The following is a 25,013-nucleotide window of genomic DNA, read 5'->3' as shown; positions in this document are numbered from 1 at the left end:
AGGTGAAGTTTCTCAGTAGGTTCTACATCGACGGGTTCATCCTCGGCATCATCATCGCCGGCGTGCTCGGAAGTGTGTTCCCGGTATCGGGTACCGCGGAGAGCATTCTGAACTGGGCCACCAAGATCGCCATCGGCTTCTTGTTCCTGCTCTACGGCGCACGGCTCTCGCCGCAGGAAGCCTGGAAGGGCGTCAAGCACTGGCGACTGCACACCGTCGTCCTCGCCGCGACGTTCGTGCTGTTCCCACTGATCGGCCTAGCACTGCGATTCCTGTCACCGACGCTGATCAGCGACGAGCTCTACACCGGCATCCTCTACATGTGCCTGGTTCCGTCGACGGTTCAGTCTTCGATCGCGTTCACCTCGATCGCCAAGGGGAACGTCGCGGGCGCGATCGTCAGTGCGTCGTTCTCCAACCTGATCGGCGTCTTCGTCACACCGCTGCTGGTGGTTCTGCTGATGAACACCACCGGCCAGGCGACGGTCGACTTCTCGTCGATCCTCGACATCGTCGTGCAGTTGCTGATCCCGTTCATCGTCGGTCAGCTGATCCGCCCGCTGGTGATCGGATGGCTGCAGAAGTACGCCGAACCCACCAAGTACGTCGATCGCGGATCGATCCTCCTCGTTGTCTTCGCCGCCTTCAGCGAAAGCATGAAAGAGGGGATCTGGAGCACCATCACGATCTGGCAGATCGTGATCCTCACAATCGTGTGCTGCCTGATTCTCGCGCTGGTTCTCGGCGTGACCACTCTCGCGGGGCGCAAGCTCGGGTTCGATCTTCCCGATCAGATCGTCATCATCTTCTGCGGGTCGAAGAAGTCCTTGGCAACGGGCCTACCGATGGCGGCTGTACTGTTCGCGGGCCAGCCCGTCGGCCTGATCGTGTTGCCGCTGATGATCTTCCATCAGATCCAACTGATCGTCTGTGCTGCGATGGCGCAACGCTTCGCGAATCGGGATCCGGTCAGCGTCAGCTAGCGAGCAACTCGCCTCGGGTCGCGTCGACGCAGCCGCAACCGCCCTGCAGTTCAGCACAATCGATGGACAGCGCATGGCGGACCGATGCCAGGTCGAGGCAGTTCGCGCCGGTGCATTCGAGTGATCCGTCGGCATGCCGTAGCAAAGAATCGTGGCAGTGATCGACATCCGAAACACAATCCGCGCACTGGATCTGACGCTCAGCGAGCATTACTGCCACCTCTCTCGAAAACGATGACACAGGAATATCATCGACCTCCGACAAGTCAGTTTCGTTCCACCTCGATGGGGTGGCTGGCCAGCATCGCCACGGGTAGCGGCTGGCGTCGTAGCACCCGTGCCCAGACATCGACTCGGGGCGGCGTCAGCACATCCGACGGCAGCGAGCTGATCACCATCCAGTCTTCACGCTCGAGCTCCGAATCCAGCTGGCCCAGAGTCCAACCCGAGTACCCGGCAAAAATGCGGATCCCTTCGACCAGAGGAGCAATGACCTCCGGGTCCGAGTCCAGATCCACCATGACTACCTTGCCGTCCACCCGCCGCAGGCCGGCGACGCCGTCGATCCGCGCACCGTTGCGAGCGATGCCCAGGCAAAGCGCCGAGTCACGCTTGACTGGTCCACCGATGTACAGGGCCGAAGGATGCGCGGTCAGCGGTGACCACTGCGGCAACACGTTCTGCACGGCCGTCTCACTCGGCCGATTGACGACGACGCCCAGGCTCCCGGCGTCGTTGTGCTCGATCATGTAGATGACGGTGCGGCGAAATGCGGGTTCCGTGAGATCGGTCGACGACACCAACAAACTGCCCGGACGAACCTCCGGTTCTATCCAGGCCATTCGATCCTCGGGTTCTTCTGCGTGCGCCACAAGGACATCATCTCACCGACAACTGCGCGCGGAGGAACGAGACACAAGCGTGTTCAGGTCAGACCCGCCACATCGGCAAGTAGTGCCAAATGCCGCTCGAAAATCTCGCTCGCGTCGGTGAACGTATCGCTTCCGTACTGCCCGAACACCTCGAAGTTCACCGAACCGAACAGCGATACCCAGACGAGAGTTGCGCGCACCGCGGCATCCGGCGGCAGGTCGGTGCCCAGTTCTTTCCGCACTCCCTCGAGGTCCGTTGCCAACGTGTCACTCAGGTCCGGGCCCTCTCGCACCGTGAGTGCACCCGCGCGATGGGCGGCGTCGATGATCCCGATCAGCCGGGTCACGACGAGGGTGCCGGGGCCGGTGGTCTGCTCGCCCGGAGCGTCGTAACCGGGGACGGGGCTGCCGAACAGTAATCCGTATCGAGCCGGCTCCCGGATCGCCCAACTCCGGACGGCACGTCCGAGAGCAATGAACTGTCCGCGAAAATCTTCTGCTGCAACGGCATTCACGGCGGAGTCCACTTCCGCGCCCAGTTCCGTGTACCCGTCCACCACCAGCAAGGTCAGCAGTTCGTCGCGACTGGCGACGTAGCGGTACACCGCTGAGGACACGACTCCCAGATCACGCGCGACGGCCCTCAAGGACAACGCGGCGGCGCCGACGGCAGCAAGATGCTCGCGCCCGATCCGGGTGATGTCCTGCAGCGTCTGTTCGCGCGCCCGCTCTCGGGGAGTCCCAACCATGAGTCCATCTTGCCCCATGACCGAGAGCACTATCAACAAAAGAGAGCACTGCTCTTGACAGCACCGAGGCGCGGGTGCATTCTTGAAAACGAGAGCAGTGCTCTCAGTTCACTCGAAACAAGAAGGAGCACACCATGTCGAACCTCGAAATCGTCACCGGAGCAGGACCCGTCGGATCCGCCGTCGCATTACAGCTCGCCGAGCAGGGAATCAACGTCCGGCTCCTGACCAGGTCCGGCAGCGGGCCCGAGCACCCGCTGATCGACCGCCGACGCGTCGACGTCTCGGACGCCGAGGCCCTGCGCTCGGTCAGCGAGGGCGCCACGGCCATCTACCACTGCATCCACGCTGCTTACAACGCAGCCGATTGGGAGCGGGAACTCCCGGCGGCCGAGAAGGTTGTGCTCGACGCGGCCGCATCCATCGGTGCCGTCGTGGTCTTCCCCGAAAGCCTCTACGCCTACAACTCCGACACCCTGATGACCGAATCCGATCCACGCAACGCCACCGGTGGCAAGCGCGGCGTGCGCACCGCGCTGCTGCGCGCTCGCGAGGCCTCTGCAACACCCACCGTCAGCGTCGTGGCCTCGGACTTCTTCGGTCCCCGCGTCCGCACCGCCCACGCGGGCGAGCGCATGGTTCCGAAAGTCATGGCAGGTAAGAAGATTCGTGTCATCGGTTCCGCAGATCAGCCGCACTCCTTCACCTACATCCCCGATCTCGCAGCAGCGATGATCGCGGCGGCACACAACCCCGAACTTTGGAACTCCGTCCTCCACGCACCCACCGGCCCCGCGCTCACTCAGCGCAAGATCGCCGAGGCCTTCGCCCGAGCCGCCGGGGCATCCCCCGCCAAGGTGGGTGTACTGCCCGCATGGGTGCTCGACGCCGTCGGCAAGATCAACACCGACAGCCGCGAACTCGCTGAGATGAACTACCAGTTCACCAAGCCGTTCGTCATGGACTCGAGTGCCAGCGAAGTGCTGCTCGGACTCTCGCCGACGCCGCTCGATCAGGCCGCCGAAGAGACCGTCGCGTGGTGGCGCGCGGAACAGGCTCGCGCCGCTGCTGCCTGAACCTGCAGGTGGGCCGGGCATCACTCAGATCTGCGTGAGATAGCGTCGACTGAGAGCGGCGATGGCCACGAAACACGCTGCAACGAAGATCATCCCGATGCGTACCCCACCAACGGAGTTCGACGCACTCAGAGCGATGCCCAGGGCCGCGACGCCGATCGCCATGCCCGTTTGACGGGAGGTATTCAGTACCCCCGAGGCAAGTCCGGCGAACGATTTGTCGATCACTGCCATGGCCGCTCCATTGCAGCTGGGGCCGAACACACCACACCCGAGACCGACGAGGGCGGTCCCCGCCATCACCACAGGCCAGGTATCGCTGTCCCCGATCGCGGTGCACAGGAGCGCGCCGATCGCAGCAGTGGAAGCACCGACAGTCAGGAGCCAGCACATACCGCGACCTGCCCACACGCGATTGAGGACCAGCGTTCCGAACGTCCACAACACTGCAAACGGCAGAAAGAACAGTCCTGTCCGCAGCGCTGAAGAGCCCCAGTAGGACTGGATGAATATCGCGAGCATGAATTGCATGCCGTAGGACCCGAATTGGAAGGCGAATCCGTTCGCTATGGATGCAGAGAACGCCGGCTTACGGAAGATCGACAGCGGCAGAACCGGATGCCGGGTCCGGCCCTCGACGACGAAGAACCCGACGAGCGTTGGCACACATCCGAGTAGCAACGCCAGCGCCAACGGATCACCCCACCCGCGGGAGCCGCCTTCGATCAAACCGGCTACCAGAAGGGCAAGTCCGGCGATGCCGAGGACCTGCCCGGGAACGTCATAGGATTCCGCATCGCGCGTCGCGGTTTCACGGACATGCCGCCAGCACAGCCAGAGGGCTAGAACGCCGATGGGGACATTGACGAAGAAGATCGAGCGCCAACCGATGAACTCGGTGAGCAGGCCTCCTCCGATCGGCCCTGCTACCAATGCGATTCCGCCCGTTGCACCCCACATCGTGATTGCCTTGGCACGCGCGATCGGATCCGGATAGGTGCGTGCAATGATCGCCAGTGTCGTTGGAAGAAGCCCGGCAGCAGCAATACCTTGCAGGCAACGAAATGCCATCAGCAACCCCAGGTTCGGGCCTATTGCGCACAATAGAGAAGCCGCCGTGAAGCCGCCCAACGACCACAGGAAGACACTGCGGGAACCGACTCGGTCCGCCAGAACTCCCGCTGTGAGCAACAGGCTGGCCAGAGGAACCGTGTAGATGTTCACCAACCATTGCAAAGCGGCAATGGAGCCACCGATGTCGCGTTCGATTGCCGGTAACGCGATGTTGAGAGCGCTCCCGTCCAACAGGATCATGAAGAATCCAAGACAAACCGCAGTCAGCGCCAGTGCCTGAACCCTTGAAGCACTCACTGGTGCAGTATGTTTCGTGCCGCCGGAGACTGCGTCACCGACCGAGCTGTCAGCAGAGATGTTGCTCGTGCCCATAGGAGGCCCCCGTCTCCGGAATTTCTGTACCTGCAAGTACAACAGCTTTCACAGAGACTGTACATACCCATAGGTACAGTGTTTGTATGGGTAGCGCGGAACGGCTGATCGCAAGCATGCAAGAACTGTTGTGGGAGCGTGGCTACTCCGGAACGAGCCCACGTGCCGTGCAGAAAATGGCTGACGTCGGGCAAGGCAGCATGTACCACCACTTCCAGGGGAAAGCGGACCTGGCGGTGGCCGCAGAGCATCTCATGGGGCGCGAACTACAAGCGCAAATCACCGAACGACTCAGCTCCGGCGAGACGACCGTCGACAAGATCGCTGCCTTCCTCACGATCGACGAACACGTCCTCCGCGGGTGTCGGCTCGGGAGATTGGTCCAAGACTCCGAGGTCGCATCCAACGACGAGTTGCGAGCACCGATCCAGACCATGTTCGTGTGGATTCAACAGAACATCGCATCCACACTCGAAGACGGGCGCAGCAACGGTGAAATCCGTCCCGATGCGAACATCGAAGCTCTCGCCACCACCATTCTCGCAGTGCGGCAAGGTGCTTACGTCCTCGCTCGTGCTGCCCAATCCGAAGAACCGTTTCGAAAGGCGGCCGACGGGCTGATCGAAATGCTCACCCACGGGGTTTGCGTGTAAAAGTTCAACGATGCTCCAGGATGCTCCAGTAGGCCATGTCGCCGTTCTGCTCCAGTCAACTCTTGACGCAAGAACGGAACGGGTGTTCACTTCTTCACATGGCCTATCGCCGCACTCCGGCAGTACAGGAAAGATTGGACGCCCAACGCGCCCGACTGCTCGAGGCCGCCACGACGGCAGTGGCAACTCACGGCTATGCGGGATGTTCCATCGCCGCGGTGGCCAAGAACGCCGGCGTCGGCACCGGGACGCTGTATCGACATTTCGACGGCAAGGGCGAATTGTTCGCCGAAGTGTTCCAATCAGTCTGCAGCCGTGAGGTATCCGCAGCTCGGGACGCCGGAGACAGCGCCCGACATCTGGAAGGCAACCACCGCTCCGCTGTATCAGCGTCGGTTCGGACCTTCGCCGAACGTGCCATGCGCGCACCGGTTCTCGCCTATGCACTGCTGGTGGAACCGGTAGATCCTCTCGTCGACGAACAGCGGTTGATGTTTCGCGAATCGTTCCGCGATTGCCTGGCCACCGCAATTCGCTCGGCAGTCGAATCCGGTGAGATACCGCCACAGGACGCCACTCTGACGGCAGCGTGCATCGTCGGGGCAATCGGCGAGGCCCTGATCCTTCCACTGCGCGGCGGCACCACCGATCCCGCTGCGATCGACGCCATTCTCGCCTTCACCCTTCGATCGTTAGGGAGCTTCGATGACACCCACGCATGAAGTCACCAATCAGGTTCCGCCCCTGATCGATTACGACGCAGCCGAATACGCGCCGCTTCTCGAGGCACTGCAACGTGAAGGAGCTTCGGACGCACTCGAGGAGGTTCATCAGGTTGGAATCCGCGCCGGAAGCGCGCAGGCCCAGGAGTGGGGCGATCTGGCCGAGGAGCACCCACCTGTCCTGAGAACCCACGACCGCTACGGCAACCGTATCGACGAGGTCCGCTACGACCCCGCCTATCACCAACTCATGAGCACCGCAGTGGAATTGGGACTGCACGGCGCTCCGTGGGTTGACCCGAATCCACACGCACACCTCGTCCGCGCCGCGAAGATGGCCGTGTGGGGTCAAACCGATGCCGGCCACGGCTGTCCCATCTCCATGACGTACGCCGTGATCCCCGCGCTGCGGCACAACGCGGATCTGGCCGCGCAGTACGAACCCCTCCTGACCACGCGGCACTACGATTCGGCGCTGAAAGCTCCCCTCACCAAACCCGGATTGATCGCCGGTATGTCGATGACGGAAAAACAGGGCGGTTCGGATGTTCGTGCCGGAACCACAAGGGCAGTGCCACAATCCGACGGCAGCTACCTACTGACGGGCCACAAGTGGTTCACCTCCGCGCCGATGTCGGACGTGTTCCTCGTCCTCGCCCAGGCGCCGGGCGGTCTGTCGTGCTTCTTCCTTCCTCGGGTCCTGCCGGACGGCTCGCTCAACAACATGTACCTGCAGCGTCTGAAGGACAAGTTGGGAAATCATTCCAACGCGAGCAGCGAGGTCGAGTACCGCGACGCTCTCGCGTGGATGGTGGGCGAGGAAGGCCGGGGCGTGCGCACCATCATCGAGATGGTCAACATGACCCGGTTGGACTGCACGATCGGCACGGCCACCGGCATGCGCGTCGGCACGCTGCAGGCAGTTCACCATGCGAATCATCGAAGTGCGTTCGGCGCCAACCTGATCGACCAACCCTTGATGCGAAACGTTCTGGCAGATCTGGCGGTGGAATCGGAAGCGTCGACCACCGTCGCGATGTGGCTGGCCGCTCTGACCGACCACGCAACCGCAGGCGATGCCCACGCCAGCGCACTACGACGCATTTCGTTGGCCGTGAGTAAGTACTTCGTCTGCAAGCGCGGACCGATCCACGCTGCCGAGGCACTCGAGTGTCTGGGCGGAAACGGATACGTGGAGGAATCCCGGATGCCGCGCCTCTATCGCGAGGCTCCGCTGCTTTCGGTGTGGGAGGGTTCCGGCAACGTCGCGGCGCTCGACACACTGCGGGCGATGGCCAAGCAACCCGAAACACTGCAGGTGTTCTTCGACGAGCTGAAACGAGCCAGTGGAGTGGACGGCCACTTCGATCAGGCCGTGCGGGATCTCCAGGTGGCATTCGGCGATTTCGACGACATCGAATACCGGGCACGAAAGATCGTCGGCGACATGGCGCTCGCTCTGCAGGCCTCGCTGTTGCTCCGCTACGGGCACCCCGCGGTGGCCGACGCGTTCTGCGCGAGTCGGCTCGGAAACAGCTGGGGGAGTGTGTTCGGAACGCTGCCGAGGGGCGTCGACGTCGCGCCGATCCTCGAGCGGGCCACCGTCAAGATCGGCGCCTGACCCACCCACTACAGTTTCCGCTTATGAACCGAGCCTCGAACCGCCGCGAGGCCTGGCAGCGCGTACTGCACACCCTGCGTGAATCACCCGGCCTCGGAAGGCTGGCGCTCGTCCGCTTTTCCAGCCAGTTCGGCGACGGAATGTTCCAGGCCGCGCTCGGCGGCGCAATCCTCTTCAACCCGGAACGCGAAACCGATCCGGTGGCGATAGCGGCCGGCTTTGCCGTACTGCTCCTTCCTTATTCGGTGATCGGCCCCTTTGCCGGCGCTCTGCTGGATCGTTGGGACCGCCGCCTGGTGCTCCTGTGGGCGAGCGTGCTCCGCGGGCTCTTCATCCTGACCACTGCGGTGCTGCTGGTCGCCGGCGGCGGTGACACTCTGTTGTTGACCTGTGCGCTTGCTGCAATCGGAGTCAGTCGCTTCGTCGGGGCAGGCGTATCCGCAGCCCTGCCGAAGGTCGTCCGACAATCGTGGCTGGTGGCAACCAATTCCGTTCTCACAACGGCTGGTTCGGTGGTAGCCGCTCTTGGTGCTTCGGCAGCGGTGGCGATCATCGGCATGATCGGCGCGGGGGATCGAGCGTCAGGCGCCGCCGTGGCCATCGCAGCACTGGGATCGGTGATCGCGGCCCTCGCCGCGGCCAGGTTCACGGCCCGCTCACTTGGTCCGGTCGCCGACGAAGTGGTCCGCGCCAGTGCCGTCCGTTCGGTGACGGCCGGACTGCGCACCGGGGCAACCGCTGTCTGGGAGGCGCCCGGCGTCACCACGGCGATGATCGGAATCGGAGCGCACCGCATCTGCTTCGGCATCAACACCCTCATCATGGTGCTGGTCCTACGCGACACCTCGAACGGCTCCCAATTACCCGGAGGGATGGCCGGATTCGGTGTCGCCGTCGGCGCCACGGCAATCGGAATGCTGATCGCGGCATTGATCACACCGTTCCTCATCCCGCGGATCGGTCGCTCACGGACGATCACCTACGCCCTGGTGTGCGCGGTTCTCGTCCAGCTCGTCTTCGTGACCACGCTGACTCAGGGGTCGCTGCTGATTGCCGCTTTCCTGCTCGGCATCGCCGGCCAGTCCGTGAAACTCAGCGGCGACGCGGCCATGCAGATCGACATCGACGACGACCGTCGTGGTCAGGTATTCGCCCTGCAGGACACCGTGTTCAACGTCGCGTTCATCGGTGCGATCGCGGCAGCGTCGACGGTGATCGCACCCGACGGCAAGAGCGTCGGCCTGGCCGTTGCGGGTGCGGGTGTCTATGCCGCCGGATTGTCAGCGGTGCTGATCAACCGCAAGAAACGAGAAACTAGCCCTGCTGGGTAGCCCACCACTTCAGCAGTTCGGCCTCGGCCTCGTCACGCTCGAGCGGGCCGCGATCCAGACGTAATTCCTTGAGGAACGTCCATGCCTTGCCCACCTGCGGGCCGGCCGGGATGTTCAGCAGCTCCATGATGGCGTTGCCGTCGAGGTCCGGACGCACCCGAGCGAGGTCTTCCTGCTCCGCGATGCGCGCGATCCGCTCTTCGATGTCGTCGTACGTGGCCTGCAGCTGCGCGGCGCGACGCTTGTTGCGTGTGGTGCAGTCGGCCCGCACGAGCTTGTGCAAGCGGGGGAGCAGCTCGCCCGCGTCGGTGACGTACCGCCGCACCGCCGAGTCGGTCCACTGTCCCTTGCCGTAGCCGTGAAAACGCAAGTGCAGGAACACGAGCTGTGAGACGTCGTCGACCATCTGCTTCGAGAACTTCAGTGCCCGCATGCGCTTGCGCACCAGCTTGGCGCCGACCACCTCGTGGTGGTGGAAGCTGACCCCACCGCCAGGCTCGTTACGCTTGGTATCCGGCTTTCCGATGTCGTGAAGCAGTGCTGCCCAACGCAATACAAGGTCCGGATCGCCTTCTTCGAGATCGATCGCCTGCTGGAGCACCGTGAGGGAGTGCTGGTAGACGTCCTTGTGCTGGTGATGCTCGTCGATCTCGAGCTTCATCTGCGGAACCTCGGGCAGCACGTATGCAGCCAGTCCGGAGTCGACCATCATGTTGATGCCGTCCACCGGGTACATGCCCAGCATCAGTTTGTTCAGCTCCACCTGCACACGCTCGGCGGTGATTCGCTCGATCTGCGACGCCATCTCCTTGATGGCCTCGAAAACACGATTGTTCAACGTGAAACCAAGCTGCGAGACGAACCGGGCAGCACGCAGCATCCGCAGCGGATCGTCGTTGAACGAGTTTTCCGGCGCCGACGGCGTATCGAGCTCTCCGGCCAACAGCGCGTCCATGCCGTTCAGCGGATCGACAAACGTGTAGGAACCGTCCGCGCCGATCTTCATCGCCATCGCGTTGACGGTGAAATCGCGGCGCACCAGATCGTCGGCCAACGTCGTGCCGTACTCGACTATCGGATTACGAGAGACGCGATCGTAAGCGTCGGCCCGGAAGGTCGTGATCTCGATCTCCTGGCCGTGCTTGATGGCGCTGATGGTCCCGAACTCGATGCCCGTGTCCCACTGCTTGTCCACCCAGCCCTTGAGCAGAGCCTGAACCTTCTCCGGCCTGGCGTCCGTCGTGAAGTCCAGATCGCCACTGAAGCGGCCGAGGATCGCGTCGCGAACACTGCCACCCACCAGGAACAGCTCGTGACCGGCCGCAGCAAAACGCTCACCGAGCGGGTTCAACACGTCGGACAACGTGCCGAGCGTTGCAGTGGCGTCGGCAAGCAGTCGTAGGCGGCGATCAGCGTCGGAGGTAGGGACAGTCACGTGAAAGGAGCTTACTTAAGGTGCGCAAATAGCAGAACGCGCATACGAACGCGATAGACCGCTTTGCGCGGGTTACCGGGCAACGCTGCAACGCCAACTAGTATCGATGAGGTGTCTGGTGCCGAACGAACAAACAGGAGTCGCCGTAACCCGCGGCGTCGACCTGCCGTCGGCAACCCCGATAAACCTTTGATGCGAACCGTCCGTGAAACTTCTGCGGGCGGCTTGGTCGTCGACGGCTGGGGAGGACCCCCGGAACGCCTCTGCGCTGCACTGATCGGCCGAACCGACCGCCGCGGACGCCTGCTCTGGTCGCTACCGAAGGGCCATATCGAACAAGGTGAGACCGCTGAGCAGACCGCGATGCGTGAGGTCGAAGAAGAAACCGGTATCCAGGGAACCGTCCTGGCACCGCTGGGCAGCATCGACTACTGGTTCGTGACCGAAGGTCGACGCGTCCACAAGACCGTGCACCACTACCTCCTCCGCTTTCTCGGCGGTGAACTCTCCGACGAGGACATCGAGGTCACCGAAGTCGCTTGGGTGCCGCTGACGGAATTGCACTCGCGCCTCGCATACGCCGACGAGCGCAAACTCGCAGAACTCGCGTCCCAGATGATCGCCGAGATGCCGCGAACGGAAATACGGCAAGAACAGCGCCCGAAGGAACCGGACGCCGGATGAGAATGGCACTGCGGCGGGCCGGTGTGGCCGCTCTGGTGATGGCCGCTGTCGGTTTCGGGCCTGCAACGACGGCCGTCGCATGGGCAGCGCCGTCCAGCCAGCCCAGTGAGCGCGCCCCGGCGCGAAACACCAACGATGCCAAATTTCTGCAGCTGACCATCGACTCCACCGCACCGACCACGGTGACGACCACCAGCGACCGCAACGTCGTGGTCAAGGGGACGGTGAAGAACGTCGGTGACCGTCCCGTCGAGGACGTCGGAGTGAGGCTGCAACGCGCTCCCGCGATCGACTCCAGTTCGGACGTGCGCGCAGCACTCGACTTCGACCAGGCCGTTTTCGACACGGTCGGCGAATTCGACACCGTTGCCACCACCCTCGACACCGGCCAGTCCAAGCAGTTCACGCTCACCTTGCCGTTGCGGAGCACTACCGGGTTGTCTCTCGACATCACCGAACCGGGCGTCTACCCGATGCTCGTCAACGTGAACGGCACCCCGGAGTACGGCGGTGCCGCCCGACTCGACGACGCACGCTTCCTGCTCCCCGTCCTCGGTGTGCCGGCCGCAGCCGAATCGAACGCCACAGCCGGAACCCCCAGTTCGTCCGCCACGGCGGTCGTTCCCCCCGACACGTCCGCCCCGATCGGCGTCACGCTCATGTGGCCGCTGGCCGACGCGCCACGACTCGTCGGCGGAATCCCCGGCGCGGTCAACGAGCCCGTACGCCTGATCGACGACGAACTTGCCACCGAACTTTCCGACGGCGGCCGTCTGGACGCGTTGGTCGATGCGGTGGAGAACGCCACCAAGCCCGAGAGCGATACCGATCGACGCGTCACGGATGCGCTCTGCCTGGCAATCGACCCCGACCTTCTGATCACCGTCGAGAACATGACTCGCGGATACCTCGTGGCCGACAACTCGTCCGACCCCACCGGGCCGTCGCACGAAGGCCGCGGCAGCGACGCCGCCAACCAGTGGCTCGGCCGGGTGAAGACCCTCGCGTCCTCGATGTGCACGACGGCGGTTCCGTTCGCGCAGTCCGATCTCGCCGCGGTCACCTCGGTGGCCAATCCGGAGTTGACGGCTACCGCGCTCACACGGCCGGCGGACATCGTCGACAACATCCTCGGCGTGACCTCACTGCGAGATTTCGTCTGGCCGGATTCGGGTGTCCTCGACTCGGCCACCGCAGAGGTGCTGAGCGTGAATCCCACCACAGCGATGGTGGCTGACACTTCCGTCGACTCGGCAGCTCCGCAGCTGTCGTCGCGGATAACCGGCTCACTCGACGCGCTTGCCTTCGACACCTCGGCGGCAGCAGCGTTGGCCGCCACCGGCTCGGAGCCGCAGGTCCCGTCGTACATCCCCGACGACACCGCGCCGACCATCGACATCGAATCGCGCAGCGCCCGGCGTCAGGACGCGCTGGGGGCGATGGCCTGGGCCGCGCTGACGCCGACGTCGCTGCCGCGCAATCAGATCTTCGCGCCGCCGCAACTGTGGACCGCCGACAGCAACGACGCCACGGCGGTGCTCTCGATGCTCGCGACCCTCATCCGGTCCGGGCTCGCCTCACCTCAGGCCCTGCCGGCACTGCTCGGCAGGCAACCGGGCGCGACGGACGCCGCCACTCTCGACTACCCGGACCGGGCTACCCAGGACGGTCCGCAAACGTCCGTCGTCGAGACCGCAACCACCCAACTTCCGCGTATCGACGGGCTCGAAGCTTCGCTCGTGGACGATCCGGCGGCTTCGCTCACCCCCCGGGGATTCACGGCGCCGCTCCGCGAAGATCTACTCCGTTCGATGACCTTGGCCGATCGCCGCAACGTCGACTCCGCGTCGGTCAATCGGGCGGAGCGGGCCGCGACCATCCGCGCCGACAACGTCACCGAAGCCGTCGACGGGATGTACCGGGCCGTCAGTGTGGTGTCTCCGGGCGGCGTCTACACCCTCGCGTCGGGGCAGAGTCCGCTCCTGCTGGTGGCGCGCAACGAGCTGCCCATCGCCATCAACGTCGACCTGCGTGTGGAAGCCCCACCCGAGATGCAGATCAGTGACATCGGTCCCAAACAGCTTCCACCGCGAGGTAGCCGACAGTTGACTGTGCCCGCGGAAATGAACGATTCTCGCAAGCTGGAAGTCAACTTCTCGCTGACCACGACAGATGGCCGCCAATTGGGTACGCCGACCAGCGTGACCGTACGGTCGAATGCGTACGGTCGTCCCCTGGCCGCCGTGACGGCGACAGCGGGAGGGTTGCTGCTGTTCCTGGCAGGGCGACGGCTGTGGCATCGATTCAAGGGTCAGCCGGACCCAGCAGATGAAGGGTACGAACGCTCATGACCGGGAATCCACCCGAGGAGGGTCGCCGCTCGGCGATCACCCGCAAGAGTGCCACGACCCGCTCGCATCCTCGGATGCCACCGTGGGAGCGCGGTTACCCGATTCAGCCGGTCAACCCGGACGCACGTTTCGACGACGCACCCACCATGACCATCCCGGTGATCCGCGACTACCCCCGGTACCGCGAAGCCGAGATGGAATTCGCCGACCGGCAGACGACCACGTCGGACGAGTTCGACACCGACGCCCATGTCCAGGTCGGGGAACGCAAGGAGACGAACTCTCGACTCCTCGCGGCAACGGGTTCCATCGCGATCGCGACGCTGACGAGCCGCATCACGGGATTCGCCAAGCAGTTGATGATCCTGATGGTCCTCGGTCCGGCCATCGCCAGCTCGTTCACCGTCGCCAGCCAGATTCCGAACATGATCGCGGAACTGGTTCTCGGCGCCGTGCTGACCGCCATCGTCGTCCCCGTGCTGGTTCGCGCCGAGCGAGAGGACGCCGATCACGGCGAAGCGTTTGTCCGACGCCTCTTCACGGCGTCGCTCGTTCTACTCGGCATGGCCGCGCTGCTCGCGACCCTCGCAGCACCCGTACTCACCAAATACGTCTTCCTGTCCGAAGACGGCAAGGTCAGCACCGACCTGACCACGGCGCTGTCTTATCTGCTTCTGCCGGCGATCCTGTTCTACGGGCTGTCGGCGCTGTTCACAGCGTTTCTGAACACCAGACAGATCTTCAAGCCCGGAGCCTGGGCTCCCGTACTCAACAATGTCGTCGTCCTCGTGGTGCTCGTGGTCTATCGCCTGACTCCGGGTGAGATCTCGCTTGATCCGGTCTCGATGGGCGATGCAAAGCTGCTCACCCTCGGCATCGGCATCACCATCGGCGTCATCGTGCAGGCAGCCAGCCTGATCCCCGCGCTTCGCCGCGAGAAGATCTCGCTCAAGCCGCTGTGGGGTCTCGACGACCGCCTGCGCCAGTTCGGCGGCATGGCCGTCGCCATCGTCTTGTACGTCCTGATCAGCCAGATGGGCATGATCTTCGCGACCAAGATTTCCTCACATGCCGACGAAGCCGGCCCTGCCATCTACAGCCAGGCCTGGTTGCTCCTGCAACTCCCGTACGGCGTGCTCGGAGTGACGGTTCTGACCGCGATCATGCCGCGCCTGAGCCGCAACGCTGCGGCCGACGACACCCCGGCAGTCGTGGACGATCTGTCGGTCGCAACGCGTCTGACCATGATCACGCTGGTTCCGATCATCATGTTCCTGACCTTCATGGGTCCGCAGGTCGGTGAAGCGCTCTACGGTTACGGCCGCTTCGGACCCGAACAGGCCGAACGACTCGGCACCGCCGTCAGCTGGTCGGCATTCACGTTGATTCCGTACGCGCTGGTCCTGATCCAACTTCGTGTGTTCTACGCCCGCGAACAAGCCTGGACGCCGACGTGGATCGTTCTCGGCATCACTGCAGTGAAAATCGCTTTCTCGGCGCTCGCTCCGGTCTTCGCATCCAACAGCGATCAGGTCGTGATCCTGCTCGGTGCGGCCAACGGTCTCGGATACATCACCGGCGCCGTCATCGGCGGGTACCTCCTGCACCGCAGCCTCGGAAACCTGCAGATGGCCAACGTGGGCAAGACAGTCTGGTCCGTCGTACTCGCCTCGCTGGCCGGGTCGTTGACCATGCTCGCGGTCGACCGGGTCCTCGGATTCGATCAACTCACCGAGCGTTTCGGCGGACCTGGCTCGATGGTTCGCGTCGCCGTCGGCGGCATCCTGATGCTCGCGATCACCTTCACGATTCTCTACTTCAAGAAGGTTCCGGAAGTCCTGTCGGTAACGGTTGCGGTCTCCCGCAAGATTCGTTCACTGACAGGTCGCGCCGAACCGGACACACGTAACAACACCGACGACGACGTCACCGAGCTGATTCCTGCAATCAGAACGGAATCAAACGAGCAAGAACGACCGGGTGCGCTCCCGTACCCTGGTCGTGGGCGTACAGGATCGCAACCCGCGCGTATTCGGGGACGGGCTATCGATGGAGAAGGAGCGAGGGTGAGCGACGACAACGTTTCCGGCAACAAGAGTGCCGGGACTTCTGCCGTGAAAGCGTCCGAACAGAAGTCAACGGCATCGTCGGGCACACCTGCATCCACGAGTTCCTCCGCATCTGCCGGCCAGAAGCCACAGCAGGGTCAGAAGCCACAGCAGCCCGCACAGCGACCGCAGCAGGGCCAAAGCCCGCAGGGTCAGAAGCCGCAGCCGCCGGTGCAGAAGGCCGCTCCGCCGGTACCTCCGGTCAGTGTGTCCAAGACACCTTCGGCGCCCGTGTCGAAGACACCTTCAGTACCTGTCTCGAAGACACCCGCGCCGAAGACGCCTGCTCCGGACAAGAAGGCACCCGAATCTCAGAAGACGGCTGCCGCTCAGACACCACCGCCCGCTGCACCTCGCACACCTTCCGCCGGATCCGCATCACGACCGGCCCAGCGACCGATGCCACGTGGACCGAAGCTCATCCCGGGCGCATCTGTCGCCGGCGGACGCTACCGTCTGCTCGCGCCGCACGGCGGAACCCGCGGACTGCAGTTCTGGGAAGCTCTCGACGTCAAGCTCGACCGTGAAGTAGCCCTGACGTTCGTCGACGCCGATCAGCGCGGTGACGACGACAGCCAGTCCGGACCGCAGGCAGTTCTCTCACGCACTCTGCGCCTGGGACGAATCAACTCGCCCGGTCTGGCTCGCGTCCTCGACGTCGTCCGCGGAAGCTCGGGCGGCATCGTCGTCGCCGAATGGACTCCCGGCCGTTCGCTGCGTGAGATGGCCGAGACGACGCCGTCGCCGATCGGTGCAGCCCGCGCCATCCGCGCCCTCGCGGCGGCTGCCGAAGCTGCTCACCGCACCGGCGGTGCGCTGTCCATCGATCACCCGGACCGCGTTCGCATCAGCATCAACGGTGACGCCGTACTGGCGTTCCCGGCGACGCTTGCCGACGCCGATTCCACCAGCGACGTCCGCGGTCTCGGCGCCATGCTGTACTCGCTCATCACGGCGCGCTGGCCGCTCGCCGATCCGTCCGCCGGTCCCGTCGGTGGTTTGCTTCCCGCCGGCCGCGGCGCCGACGGGAACATCGTCGAGCCTCGCGTCGTCCGTCCGGAGGTTCCGTTCGACATCTCGGCCGTTGCAGTTCGAGCGTTGCAGTCGGAGAGTGGAATCCGCACTGCTGCCACCGTGCAGCACATCCTCGATCAGGCGTCCGTCGTCAACGACAAGACGGAAATGATTCCGGCACTTCGTCTCGGCCACCGCGAACAGGGTGCGTCGGGTCATGCACTGAACGACCCCGAAGCCATCGAGGCCGAGAAGAAGAAGTCGACGCGGATGCTCGCGGCACTGACGGCGCTCGGTGTCTTCACCGTGATCGTCCTGATTCTCCTTGTGGTGTGGGTAGCGAGCTTCCTCTCGGGTGGCAGTAACGACACCCCGCTCAGCGAGCAGAGTTTCGGACTGACCACCGAAGCCACTGCGCCCGAGAACAATTCACCGGCGCCCGCACCGGCGGCAGCAACCGTTCCGGTAGCTTCCTCGGCCGTAACGGTGTTCTCACCCCAGGGAACGCCGGATCAGCCGGCAACAGCGAAGAACGCCATCGACGGCAATCCGGCCACCGCATGGTCGTCGGATTCGTACTTCCAGCCCTTCCCGTCCCTGAAGAACGGCGTCGGCCTGATGGTGACGCTTGCCGATGCCGCCAACCTGAAGAACGTTGCGATCACGTCTGATTCGCCGGGAACCGTCGTTGAAATCCGTTCTGCCCCTTCTGCGAATACTTCGCTGGATCAGACCAAGGAAATCGGATCGGGTGTCCTGAAGAACGGCGTGACCGACATTCCAGTCACGTCGGACGGCTCGGGTCAGTATGTCCTGGTTTGGATTACGCAGCTCAGCACCGAATCCGGACAAAACCAGACATCCATCTCGGAGATTGCATTCACTGCTGCAAAGTGATCGCCCTTGGCCCTTCTGAAACCTACCGACTGGGCTAATATCCGCCCGTGCACAGTTATCGGGGGGGCACCGGGGGCGGAGCCGGAAAATTCGAATCCAGAAGTTTCGAGAACAAGAATCTCGAGGCGACGGATTTCGAATTGTTGACTGCTCATGTCGAGGGCGATCGGCATGCGTTCCGTGAACTACTGACCAGGCATCAGGATCATCTATGGCACGTTGCCCGGCGTACGAGCTACTCGGACGAGGATGCGGCAGACGCTCTCCAGGAGGGTCTGCTGTCCGCGCATCGCAAGGCGGCGAAGTTCCGCGGCGACGCGGCGGTGCGTAGTTGGCTCCACACCATCGTGGTCAATGCCTGCCTCGACCGGATCCGACGCAACAAATCACGTGCGGCGTTCTCTCTGTCTTCGGAGAACGCGGAGGAACCCCGCGATCACCGCGACTATGCGGCGACAGTGGACATGAGCCTGACCGTCGAACAGGCACTGGCATCGCTGCCGCCTGAGCAGCGTGCTGCCGTCGTCGCCGTCGATGTCGAGGGGTATCCGGTAGCCGAGGCCGCCGAGAGGTTGGGAGTGCCCGTAGGGACCGTGAAGAGTCGCTGCGCCCGCGCGCGCAAGCGTCTTGCCGCCCAGTTGGAGGACTTTCGCGAAGGCGGGAACCATTCGTGAACCGGCCGCGTCCTATCTTGTAAGGGTCCGCATCGACTGCCGAGGGAGGGTTCATGACAGATCCGTCTGTTCGCGTTCCGTCGCCTCCGTTTTCAGAAGACCTACTCGCAGATCTTCACGCCGGGGTTCTCGATTCCGAAACCAGTGCGGCTCTGTGGCCGGTGGTACGCGCAGATCCTGACGCCCATGCATTTGTCACCGCCCTTGACGGCGTCACGGCATCACTCGCGACACTGAACTCGAGCAAGGCCACTCACGAACGGATTCCGAATTCGCTTGCCGAGCGAATCAATTCGGCACTGGATCGACAGTCAGAACAGCTGGAGCCGCCAGCTGAGGCAGCTGTCGTGCCGTTCCGGCGGCGCCCACAAGCGTGGGTTCTCGGTGCCGCAGCAGCCGTGTTGGCGGCCTTCGTGATCGTTGTTATCGGAACCCGAGATTCCGAACCCGCCGAAAGTGTTGTCGCTCAACCGAGCACACCGGCGACGTCTGCTGTCGACGATCCGGATTCGGCGTCTCTGCTCTCACTCGTCGGATCCAAAAACCTTGGACCACTGGATGATCCATCCAAACTTGCCGGATGCCTACGCGCCAACGGCATCGACGAGGGCCGGCCTTTGCTCGGTTCCGGCGAGATTCGCATCGACGGGGCGCCGGCGATAGTCCTACTCTTCACGGGATCGCAGCCGCGTCAGATCACTGCACTGACTGTCGGCATCAACTGCAGCGACGGGAATCCGAATACGTTGTCGGTCAAGAACATCGGCTGACGTCGACGGTCAGCGCGGCGATGCCGCCGGGAGTAAGAGCTCGAGGATTCTTTCGCGTAGCGCATCTGTATCGTCCTCGACCGCTATCAGACTCGAAAACATCGCTGCCCCGGCCGCCAGAACCAGCACGGCCTTGGCATCGAGCAGTGCCGATTCAGGATCTTCGGCGTTCTGAAGGAACAGTTGCGTACTCGGTCCACTGAACCCGCGCCACAATTCGTTGCGCAGGTCGTCGTGGTCGCGCAGGGCCGCCAGCAATCCTGGCGACGCGGCGCGAACCTCGGGACGGGAGAAGAGCTGAGCACTTCCCTCCACCACCCAACGGATCCAGCCGTCGCGATCGGTGCCCTCGAACGGTGTCAGGTCCGGTGTCGCCCCCAGGATCGACCCGAGAACAAGATGTGCCTTCGACGGCCATCGCCGCGACATCGAGGCTCGGCTGACTCCTGCCCGTGCCGCGATCGCCCGGAGACTGAGTTGATCCCAACCGACCTCGAGGAGCATCGCTCGGGTGACCTCGAGGACTGTGTCGTCGATGCGTGGGTCTCGTGGGCGACCTGATCCTGTGGCATTCATCGTGTCGAATTGTCGGACAGATTGGGAGTAGGCGCTATATCGTCGTAGTTACGAGTCCACTGGCATCGTAAAGATCAGGCCGCCGCAGGAAGTTGAAAATGACCACAGCGCCCACACCGTCGATATTCGAACCCGCACGTCTCGGCCCTCTGACCTTGCGCAACCGCATCGTCAAAGCTGCAACGTTCGAGGGCGTCATGCCCCGGGGAGCGGTCTCGGACGATCTGATCAACTTCCACGCCGAGGTGGCCCGCGGCGGGGCCGCGATGACCACTGTCGCCTACTGCGCCGTCTCACCAGGTGGACGAGTCCACCGCGACACCCTTGTCATGGACGAGCGCGCGCTGCCGGGACTACGCAGACTGACCGACGCCGTCCACGCCGAAGGCGCACTTGCTGCGGCGCAGATCGGCCACGCGGGACTGGTCGCCAACACGCTCTCCAACAAGACGAAGACTCTGGCGCCGTCGACCCGGCTGAGTCCGCCCGCGATGGGCCTCGTCAAGGGCGCGACACTCGCCGAACTCGACGGTGTCGTCTCCGACTTCGAACGGACCGCTCGCGTCGCCGTGGACGCAGGATTCGACGCCATCGAGGTCCATCTCGGCCACAACTACCTCCTCAGTTCGTTCATGAGCCCCAATCTGAACAAGCGCCACGATCGATACGGTGGCAGCGTCGCCAAGCGCGCCGAGTATCCGCGTCGAGTCGTCGAAGCGGTGCGACGGGCCGCTGGATCCAGCGTGGCGGTCACCGCGAAATTCAACATGTCCGATGGGGTGCCGAAAGGTCTGTGGCTCGACCAGAGCCTGCCGATCGCCCAGATCCTCGAAGCCGACGGCCATCTGGACGCGATGCAATTGACCGGTGGCAGTTCACTTCTCAACGGAATGTACTTCTTCCGCGGCGAGGTCCCACTGGCTGAGTTTGTCGCCTCCCAACCCAAACTCGTCGGGTACGGGCTGAAGTTCTACGGTCCCAAACTCTTTCCGACGTACCCGTTCGAGGAGGGCTTCTTCCTGCCCTTCGCCCGTCAGTTCCGACAGGCGCTGAGGATGCCACTGATCCTGCTCGGCGGCATCAACCGCGTCGACACCATCGAGCACGCACTGGATGAAGGATTCGAATTCGTCGCCATGGCGCGTGCGCTCCTCAGGGACCCACAACTGGTCAACAAATTCCAAGCCGAGAGCGTCGACGAGGGGTTGTGTATCCACTGCAACAAGTGCATGCCCACCATCTACACCGGCACGCGCTGTGTGGTTCGGGACGCGCTTGTGGTTCGGGAGGCACCGCGCCCCGCCCCGTGAGTCCCGCCGCTGTGAGCTGCCGGCTGTGAGCCACTTTCCAGCGGAGTGCGGGAACAACACCCCTTATCCTGGTGTTGATCGGTACGGCTCTCCAAGAAGCGGAGGGTCTGCACTCACTATTGGAAGGCTCGCATGACCACCCAGCTGGAAAACACGCCCGCGGTCCATGACGTCATCATTGTCGGTTCCGGACCGGCCGGATACACCGCTGGTGTCTACACCGCGCGCGCTGAGCTCCAGCCCCTGCTGTTCGAGGGAACCCAGTTCGGTGGCGCCCTCATGACCACCACCGAGGTCGAGAACTTCCCCGGATTCCGCGAAGGAATCATGGGCCCCGACCTGATGGAACAGATGCGTGAGCAGGCACTTCGCTTCGATACCGACATCCGCACCGAGGACGTCGAAGCGATCGATCTCAGCGGCCCGATCAAGACGGTCGTCGCGAACGGCGAAACGTACGCCGCGCACGCGATCATCCTCGCCATGGGCGCGGCAGCCCGTTACCTCGGCATTCCCGGTGAAGAACGCCTCCTCGGCCGCGGTGTCAGCGCCTGCGCCACCTGCGACGGCTTCTTCTTCCGTGACCAGGACATCGTCGTGGTCGGCGGCGGCGACTCCGCGATGGAAGAGGCAACCTTCCTGACCCGCTTCGCTCGCTCGGTCACCCTGGTGCACCGCCGCGAGGAATTCCGCGCCTCACGGATCATGCTCGAGCGCGCCAAGGCCAACGAGAAGATCCGCTTCCTGACCAACGCGGAGCCCGTCGAGGTCCTCGGCGAGAACAGCGTCACCGGGCTCGTCGTTCGTGACACCGTCACGGGTGAGACCTCCACACTCGAGATCACCGGCATGTTCGTCGCCATCGGCCACGACCCGCGCAGTGAGCTCGTCAAGGGCCAGGTCGATCTCGACGACGCCGGATACGTGCGCGTCGCTCCCGGTTCCACCGCGACCTCCGTCGACGGCGTCTTCGCTGCCGGTGACCTGGTCGATCACACGTACCGTCAGGCGATCACCGCTGCCGGCACCGGATGCTCCGCAGCAATCGACGCCGAACGCTGGCTGGCCGACCGCGGCGACATCACCGCCAACACGCTCGACGCAGCCGGCCACACGGTCGACGTCGTCGGCGCTCCCTGATTCACCAAGCTGTCGAACCCAACCCTCGAGGAGTAACAGTGTCGAATACCGTCACCATCACCGACGATTCCTTCAAGCAGGACGTCCTGGGCAGCGACAAGCCCGTTCTGGTCGATTTCTGGGCAACCTGGTGCGGCCCGTGCAAGATGGTCGCCCCGGTACTCGAGGAGATCGCCGGCGAGAACAGCGAGAAGCTGACCGTCGCAAAGCTCGACATCGACGCCAACCCGGCGGCCGCCCGCGATTTCCAGGTCATGTCGATCCCGACGATGATCCTGTTCAAGGACGGCAAGCCGATCAAGACGATCGTCGGCGCCAAGGGCAAGGCCGCACTGCTCAAGGACCTCGCAGACGTTCTCTGACGGCTGGATGAGCATCGTGGATTCTCGCAATCCACAGAATTTCTGAGATAATCGATCGATGTGCCTGATCGGGTCTACGACCAGGCACATCGATCGAATTCGTTAACCGATCCGAGAGGCTTTCACGCATGCACAGACTCCGACACGGCGATCACGGCCCGGCCGTCGCCGAGATTCGGGGCACATTGACGAAGCTGGGATACCTCCATCACGGAACTTCCGGTATTCGACGTGAAAGCGCCGACGGTGCCCACTGGGTTGCACCCGACGCCATCTTCGATCATCAACTCGACAGCGCCGTTCGCGCCTTCCAGCAGCAGCGTGGGCTCCTTGTCGACGGCATCGTGGGCCCGGCCACCTATCGGTCACTTCGCGAGGCCTCGTACCGCCTGGGCGCCCGTACGTTGATTTACCAGCTTTCTGCGCCGCTGTACGGCGACGACGTCGCAGCTCTGCAGGCCAAATTGCAGGACCTCGGCTTCTACGCAGGTCGGGTCGACGGTTTCTTCGGCCCGCAGACCCACGAATCTCTCTCGTCTTTCCAGCGTGAAATCGGGATCGCCGCCGACGGTATCTGCGGACCGCAGACACTCCGTTCGCTGGAACTTCTGGGAACCCGCGTCACCGGTGGTTCCCCACATGCGATCAGCGAAGAGGAACTGGTGCGGCGCAAGGGCCCACAGCTGGGCGGCAAGCGCATCGTCATCGATCCAGGCCTCGGTGGTCCGTCCACCGGCACCATCGTCAACGGCATCTCCGAAGCCGACATCCTGTGGGATCTGGCTATGCGCCTCGAGGGGCGGATGGCAGCAACCGGGATGGAAACCTTCCTCTCCCGCCCGCACAACGCCGATCCGAGCGAGGCCGAGCGCGCGCTGACGTCCAACGCATTCGACGCCGATCTGATGATCTCCCTGCGCTGCGACAGCAACTCGAGCCCGTCTGCGAACGGCGTCGCGAGCTTCCACTTCGGAAATTCGCACGGTTCGGTCTCGATGATCGGTCAGGTGTTGACCGGTTTTGTTCAGCGCGAGATCGTTGCGCGAACTCCGTTGCGGGACTGCAGAACTCACGGTCGAACGTGGGAGTTGTTGCGCCTGACCAACATGCCGACGGTACAGATCGACCTCGGCTACCTGTCCAACGCGTCCGACGTTGCGGTACTGACGAATCCGCGGATGCGTGACACCATCGCCGAAGCCATCCTGATCTCGGTCAAGCGGCTGTACCTGCTGGGTCAAGACGATCAGCCGACCGGCACCTTCACCTTCGCCGAGCTTCTCGCAGAAGAACTTTCGGTAGCCGACCGCATTTCGTAGATCCTGCGGTCGGCACCTGCTCACACTCTGGCGAGTTCGCTGATCTCCACCATTTCGAGAGCTGCGGCCTTCAGTAGACGGTCGAGGGCTTCTTCGACGTCGACTTTCCATTCGTGATCTCGATTGAGTTCGAGACGAAGCCGCGGATAGCGATGGTGCGGTGCCACGACCTCGAAACCGTAGTCCTCGAGGAACTCGGCACTGATCATGCATTCCGCGGGTGAACATTCCAGAGCGGCAGTTGCACTGGCCACGTCGGAAGCAGGTCCCAAGTCGTCGCTACGGATACCGAATGCCTCGAGCGCACGAACTCCTCGTCGGACCAGATCTGTCACGACAGCGGCCAGCAGGCTCGGCCCTAGTTCTTCCTCTATGCCCGAGGGCTCGAGGCGAAGGCTTGTCAGAAGCACTGCGTCCGAGCTGACCGGGCTGGTGGGAAACAGTTGCGCGCGCGGGATCATGCGGGGAGGGGCGTACAACGCACTGCCGAGCGGCTTTCCGTCGCGGACGGCGACCTGTCCGCACGAACCCCACTCGAGCATGACCATCGACAGCCAGGCTTCCTTCTCGAATTCCTGATCACAGAATCCTCGGGCGTCGTGAAGCGCGCCCGGGTCCATCTCCCAGAACACGCATCGGCGCGCATGGGCGGAAAGCTGATCGAGGCTGTCGAGTGTGAGAGAGGTGATGACGTGAGTCGACACTGACTAACTCACTCTCCGTAGGTCCCCGAAGCGGTTTTGATGCTCGCCCGCTGCTTTTCTCTTCTCCAGGATAGGCCAGCTACGACAAGTCGGCAGTGGCACGAGAGTTGATCGCCCTAATATATTGCTGTTCAACATCTTTCGTCCCGGTTCAAGATTTCGAGAAGCTCGGACCACCTAGATTTGTCACAGTGACGAAAATAGGTGGTGTGCCCG

The 25,013-nt window shown here is 63.5% G+C and carries 22 protein-coding genes; 15 read left to right on the top strand and 7 right to left on the bottom strand.

All coding sequences use genetic code 11. From position 1 onward, the window contains the following. Positions 1 to 2 precede the first annotated feature (2 nt). On the top strand, positions 3 to 983 hold the full coding sequence (locus ABIE52_RS22060) for a bile acid:sodium symporter family protein (protein WP_003942582.1): 981 nt from the start codon (positions 3 to 5) through the stop codon (positions 981 to 983). Here the strand turns inward: ABIE52_RS22060 and ABIE52_RS22055 are convergent. The 3 genes from ABIE52_RS22055 to ABIE52_RS22045 are packed head-to-tail and all read right to left on the bottom strand — an operon-like array spanning position 976 to position 2,604. Further along, entirely contained in the window at positions 976 to 1,194 is a 219-nt protein-coding gene (locus ABIE52_RS22055) for a hypothetical protein (protein ID WP_007729106.1), read from the bottom strand. The genes ABIE52_RS22060 and ABIE52_RS22055 overlap by 8 nt on opposite strands. A gap of 55 nt (positions 1,195 to 1,249) precedes the next feature. After that, positions 1,250 to 1,855 carry a YqgE/AlgH family protein gene (locus tag ABIE52_RS22050; protein ID WP_003942572.1) on the bottom strand — a complete coding sequence of 202 codons (606 nt, stop codon included), beginning with the start codon at positions 1,853 to 1,855 and terminating at the stop codon, positions 1,250 to 1,252. A gap of 53 nt (positions 1,856 to 1,908) precedes the next feature. Further along, positions 1,909 to 2,604, bottom strand: a complete 696-nt coding sequence (locus ABIE52_RS22045) for a TetR/AcrR family transcriptional regulator (RefSeq protein ID WP_020971476.1) — start codon at positions 2,602 to 2,604, stop codon at positions 1,909 to 1,911. Positions 2,605 to 2,738: 134 nt separating this feature from the next. Between ABIE52_RS22045 and ABIE52_RS22040 the strand changes: the two genes are divergently transcribed. Continuing rightward, positions 2,739 to 3,680: an NAD-dependent epimerase/dehydratase family protein gene (locus ABIE52_RS22040; protein ID WP_058227430.1), complete on the top strand. Its 942-nt coding sequence runs from the start codon at positions 2,739 to 2,741 to the stop codon at positions 3,678 to 3,680. Positions 3,681 to 3,704: 24 nt separating this feature from the next. Here the strand turns inward: ABIE52_RS22040 and ABIE52_RS22035 are convergent, their stop codons facing one another. Next, positions 3,705 to 5,051 carry an MFS transporter gene (locus ABIE52_RS22035; protein ID WP_354541531.1) on the bottom strand — a complete coding sequence of 449 codons (1,347 nt, stop codon included), beginning with the start codon at positions 5,049 to 5,051 and terminating at the stop codon, positions 3,705 to 3,707. A gap of 161 nt (positions 5,052 to 5,212) precedes the next feature. On the opposite strand from ABIE52_RS22035, the gene ABIE52_RS22030 reads away from it, so the two are divergent. From ABIE52_RS22030 to ABIE52_RS22015, 4 genes are all read left to right on the top strand, one after another. After that, a complete protein-coding gene (locus ABIE52_RS22030) occupies positions 5,213 to 5,779 on the top strand; it encodes a TetR/AcrR family transcriptional regulator (protein ID WP_030537483.1) in 567 nt (188 codons plus the stop codon). 98 nt (positions 5,780 to 5,877) lie between these two features. Continuing rightward, positions 5,878 to 6,501 carry a TetR/AcrR family transcriptional regulator gene (locus tag ABIE52_RS22025; protein ID WP_042924289.1) on the top strand — a complete coding sequence of 208 codons (624 nt, stop codon included), beginning with the start codon at positions 5,878 to 5,880 and terminating at the stop codon, positions 6,499 to 6,501. Continuing rightward, positions 6,485 to 8,122, top strand: coding sequence for an acyl-CoA dehydrogenase family protein (locus ABIE52_RS22020; protein WP_192712806.1), 1,638 nt, complete (start codon positions 6,485 to 6,487; stop codon positions 8,120 to 8,122). Before ABIE52_RS22025 ends, ABIE52_RS22020 begins: the two co-directional genes overlap by 17 nt. A gap of 23 nt (positions 8,123 to 8,145) precedes the next feature. Next, positions 8,146 to 9,453: an MFS transporter gene (locus tag ABIE52_RS22015; protein ID WP_007729119.1), complete on the top strand. Its 1,308-nt coding sequence runs from the start codon at positions 8,146 to 8,148 to the stop codon at positions 9,451 to 9,453. Here the strand turns inward: ABIE52_RS22015 and ABIE52_RS22010 are convergent. Continuing rightward, on the bottom strand, positions 9,437 to 10,888 hold the full coding sequence (locus tag ABIE52_RS22010) for a CCA tRNA nucleotidyltransferase (protein WP_003942535.1): 1,452 nt from the start codon (positions 10,886 to 10,888) through the stop codon (positions 9,437 to 9,439). The genes ABIE52_RS22015 and ABIE52_RS22010 overlap by 17 nt on opposite strands. A gap of 111 nt (positions 10,889 to 10,999) precedes the next feature. On the opposite strand from ABIE52_RS22010, the gene ABIE52_RS22005 reads away from it, so the two are divergent. The 5 genes from ABIE52_RS22005 to ABIE52_RS21985 are packed head-to-tail and all read left to right on the top strand — an operon-like array spanning position 11,000 to position 19,386. Then, complete coding sequence (locus ABIE52_RS22005) at positions 11,000 to 11,572, top strand: NUDIX hydrolase (RefSeq protein WP_030537486.1); 573 nt, start codon at positions 11,000 to 11,002, stop codon at positions 11,570 to 11,572. Next, positions 11,569 to 13,923, top strand: a complete 2,355-nt coding sequence (locus tag ABIE52_RS22000; protein WP_058037556.1) for a DUF6049 family protein — start codon at positions 11,569 to 11,571, stop codon at positions 13,921 to 13,923. Before ABIE52_RS22005 ends, ABIE52_RS22000 begins: the two co-directional genes overlap by 4 nt. Continuing rightward, a complete protein-coding gene (locus ABIE52_RS21995; RefSeq protein WP_192712807.1) occupies positions 13,920 to 17,942 on the top strand; it encodes a lipid II flippase MurJ in 4,023 nt (1,340 codons plus the stop codon). The genes ABIE52_RS22000 and ABIE52_RS21995 overlap by 4 nt, the downstream gene beginning before the upstream one ends. Positions 17,943 to 17,989: 47 nt before the next feature. Beyond that, on the top strand, positions 17,990 to 18,616 hold the full coding sequence (gene sigM, locus ABIE52_RS21990; protein WP_007729129.1) for an RNA polymerase sigma factor SigM: 627 nt from the start codon (positions 17,990 to 17,992) through the stop codon (positions 18,614 to 18,616). 53 nt (positions 18,617 to 18,669) lie between these two features. Beyond that, positions 18,670 to 19,386 carry an RsmA family anti-sigma factor gene (locus tag ABIE52_RS21985; protein ID WP_042451788.1) on the top strand — a complete coding sequence of 239 codons (717 nt, stop codon included), beginning with the start codon at positions 18,670 to 18,672 and terminating at the stop codon, positions 19,384 to 19,386. 9 nt (positions 19,387 to 19,395) lie between these two features. On the opposite strand, the gene ABIE52_RS21980 is transcribed toward ABIE52_RS21985, so the two are convergent. Then, positions 19,396 to 19,962, bottom strand: a complete 567-nt coding sequence (locus tag ABIE52_RS21980; RefSeq protein WP_003942539.1) for a helix-turn-helix domain-containing protein — start codon at positions 19,960 to 19,962, stop codon at positions 19,396 to 19,398. A 98-nt stretch (positions 19,963 to 20,060) separates the two neighbouring features. Between ABIE52_RS21980 and nox the strand changes: the two genes are divergently transcribed. From nox to ABIE52_RS21960, 4 genes are all read left to right on the top strand, one after another. After that, positions 20,061 to 21,272: a 4,4'-dithiodibutanoate disulfide reductase gene (gene nox, locus ABIE52_RS21975; protein WP_007729131.1), complete on the top strand. Its 1,212-nt coding sequence runs from the start codon at positions 20,061 to 20,063 to the stop codon at positions 21,270 to 21,272. Positions 21,273 to 21,404: 132 nt separating this feature from the next. After that, positions 21,405 to 22,412: a thioredoxin-disulfide reductase gene (trxB, locus tag ABIE52_RS21970; protein WP_162114244.1), complete on the top strand. Its 1,008-nt coding sequence runs from the start codon at positions 21,405 to 21,407 to the stop codon at positions 22,410 to 22,412. Between the two features lie 38 nt (positions 22,413 to 22,450). Further along, a complete protein-coding gene (gene trxA, locus ABIE52_RS21965; RefSeq protein WP_003942530.1) occupies positions 22,451 to 22,774 on the top strand; it encodes a thioredoxin in 324 nt (107 codons plus the stop codon). A gap of 128 nt (positions 22,775 to 22,902) precedes the next feature. Further along, entirely contained in the window at positions 22,903 to 24,093 is a 1,191-nt protein-coding gene (locus ABIE52_RS21960) for an N-acetylmuramoyl-L-alanine amidase (protein WP_003942558.1), read from the top strand. A gap of 20 nt (positions 24,094 to 24,113) precedes the next feature. Here ABIE52_RS21960 and ABIE52_RS21955 read toward each other — a convergent pair whose 3' ends face one another. Continuing rightward, positions 24,114 to 24,797: a hypothetical protein gene (locus tag ABIE52_RS21955; protein WP_007729135.1), complete on the bottom strand. Its 684-nt coding sequence runs from the start codon at positions 24,795 to 24,797 to the stop codon at positions 24,114 to 24,116. Positions 24,798 to 25,013 lie beyond the last annotated feature (216 nt).

This window comes from Rhodococcus sp. OAS809 (assembly GCF_040546695.1).
In the GTDB taxonomy this organism is placed as follows: Bacteria; Actinomycetota; Actinomycetes; order Mycobacteriales; family Mycobacteriaceae; genus Rhodococcus_F; species Rhodococcus_F qingshengii.
Note: the sequence above shows the minus strand (reverse complement) of the source record. Positions and strands in the feature narration are given on the sequence as shown.

Bases quoted from the DNA above. Each gene is read 5' to 3' on its own strand.
- ABIE52_RS22055 (WP_007729106.1), bottom strand. From the start codon at position 1,194: ATGCTCGCTGAGCGTCAGATCCAGTGCGCGGATTGTGTTTCGGATGTC.
- ABIE52_RS22045 (WP_020971476.1), bottom strand. From the start codon at position 2,604: ATGGTTGGGACTCCCCGAGAGCGGGCGCGCGAACAGACGCTGCAGGAC.
- ABIE52_RS22040 (WP_058227430.1), top strand. From the start codon at position 2,739: ATGTCGAACCTCGAAATCGTCACCGGAGCAGGACCCGTCGGATCCGCC.
- ABIE52_RS22030 (WP_030537483.1), top strand. From the start codon at position 5,213: ATGGGTAGCGCGGAACGGCTGATCGCAAGCATGCAAGAACTGTTGTGG.
- ABIE52_RS22025 (WP_042924289.1), top strand. From the start codon at position 5,878: ATGGCCTATCGCCGCACTCCGGCAGTACAGGAAAGATTGGACGCCCAA.
- ABIE52_RS22020 (WP_192712806.1), top strand. From the start codon at position 6,485: ATGACACCCACGCATGAAGTCACCAATCAGGTTCCGCCCCTGATCGAT.
- ABIE52_RS22015 (WP_007729119.1), top strand. From the start codon at position 8,146: ATGAACCGAGCCTCGAACCGCCGCGAGGCCTGGCAGCGCGTACTGCAC.
- ABIE52_RS22000 (WP_058037556.1), top strand. From the start codon at position 11,569: ATGAGAATGGCACTGCGGCGGGCCGGTGTGGCCGCTCTGGTGATGGCC.
- ABIE52_RS21995 (WP_192712807.1), top strand. From the start codon at position 13,920: ATGACCGGGAATCCACCCGAGGAGGGTCGCCGCTCGGCGATCACCCGC.
- ABIE52_RS21985 (WP_042451788.1), top strand. From the start codon at position 18,670: ATGACAGATCCGTCTGTTCGCGTTCCGTCGCCTCCGTTTTCAGAAGAC.
- ABIE52_RS21980 (WP_003942539.1), bottom strand. From the start codon at position 19,962: ATGAATGCCACAGGATCAGGTCGCCCACGAGACCCACGCATCGACGAC.
- nox (WP_007729131.1), top strand. From the start codon at position 20,061: ATGACCACAGCGCCCACACCGTCGATATTCGAACCCGCACGTCTCGGC.
- trxB (WP_162114244.1), top strand. From the start codon at position 21,405: ATGACCACCCAGCTGGAAAACACGCCCGCGGTCCATGACGTCATCATT.
- ABIE52_RS21960 (WP_003942558.1), top strand. From the start codon at position 22,903: ATGCACAGACTCCGACACGGCGATCACGGCCCGGCCGTCGCCGAGATT.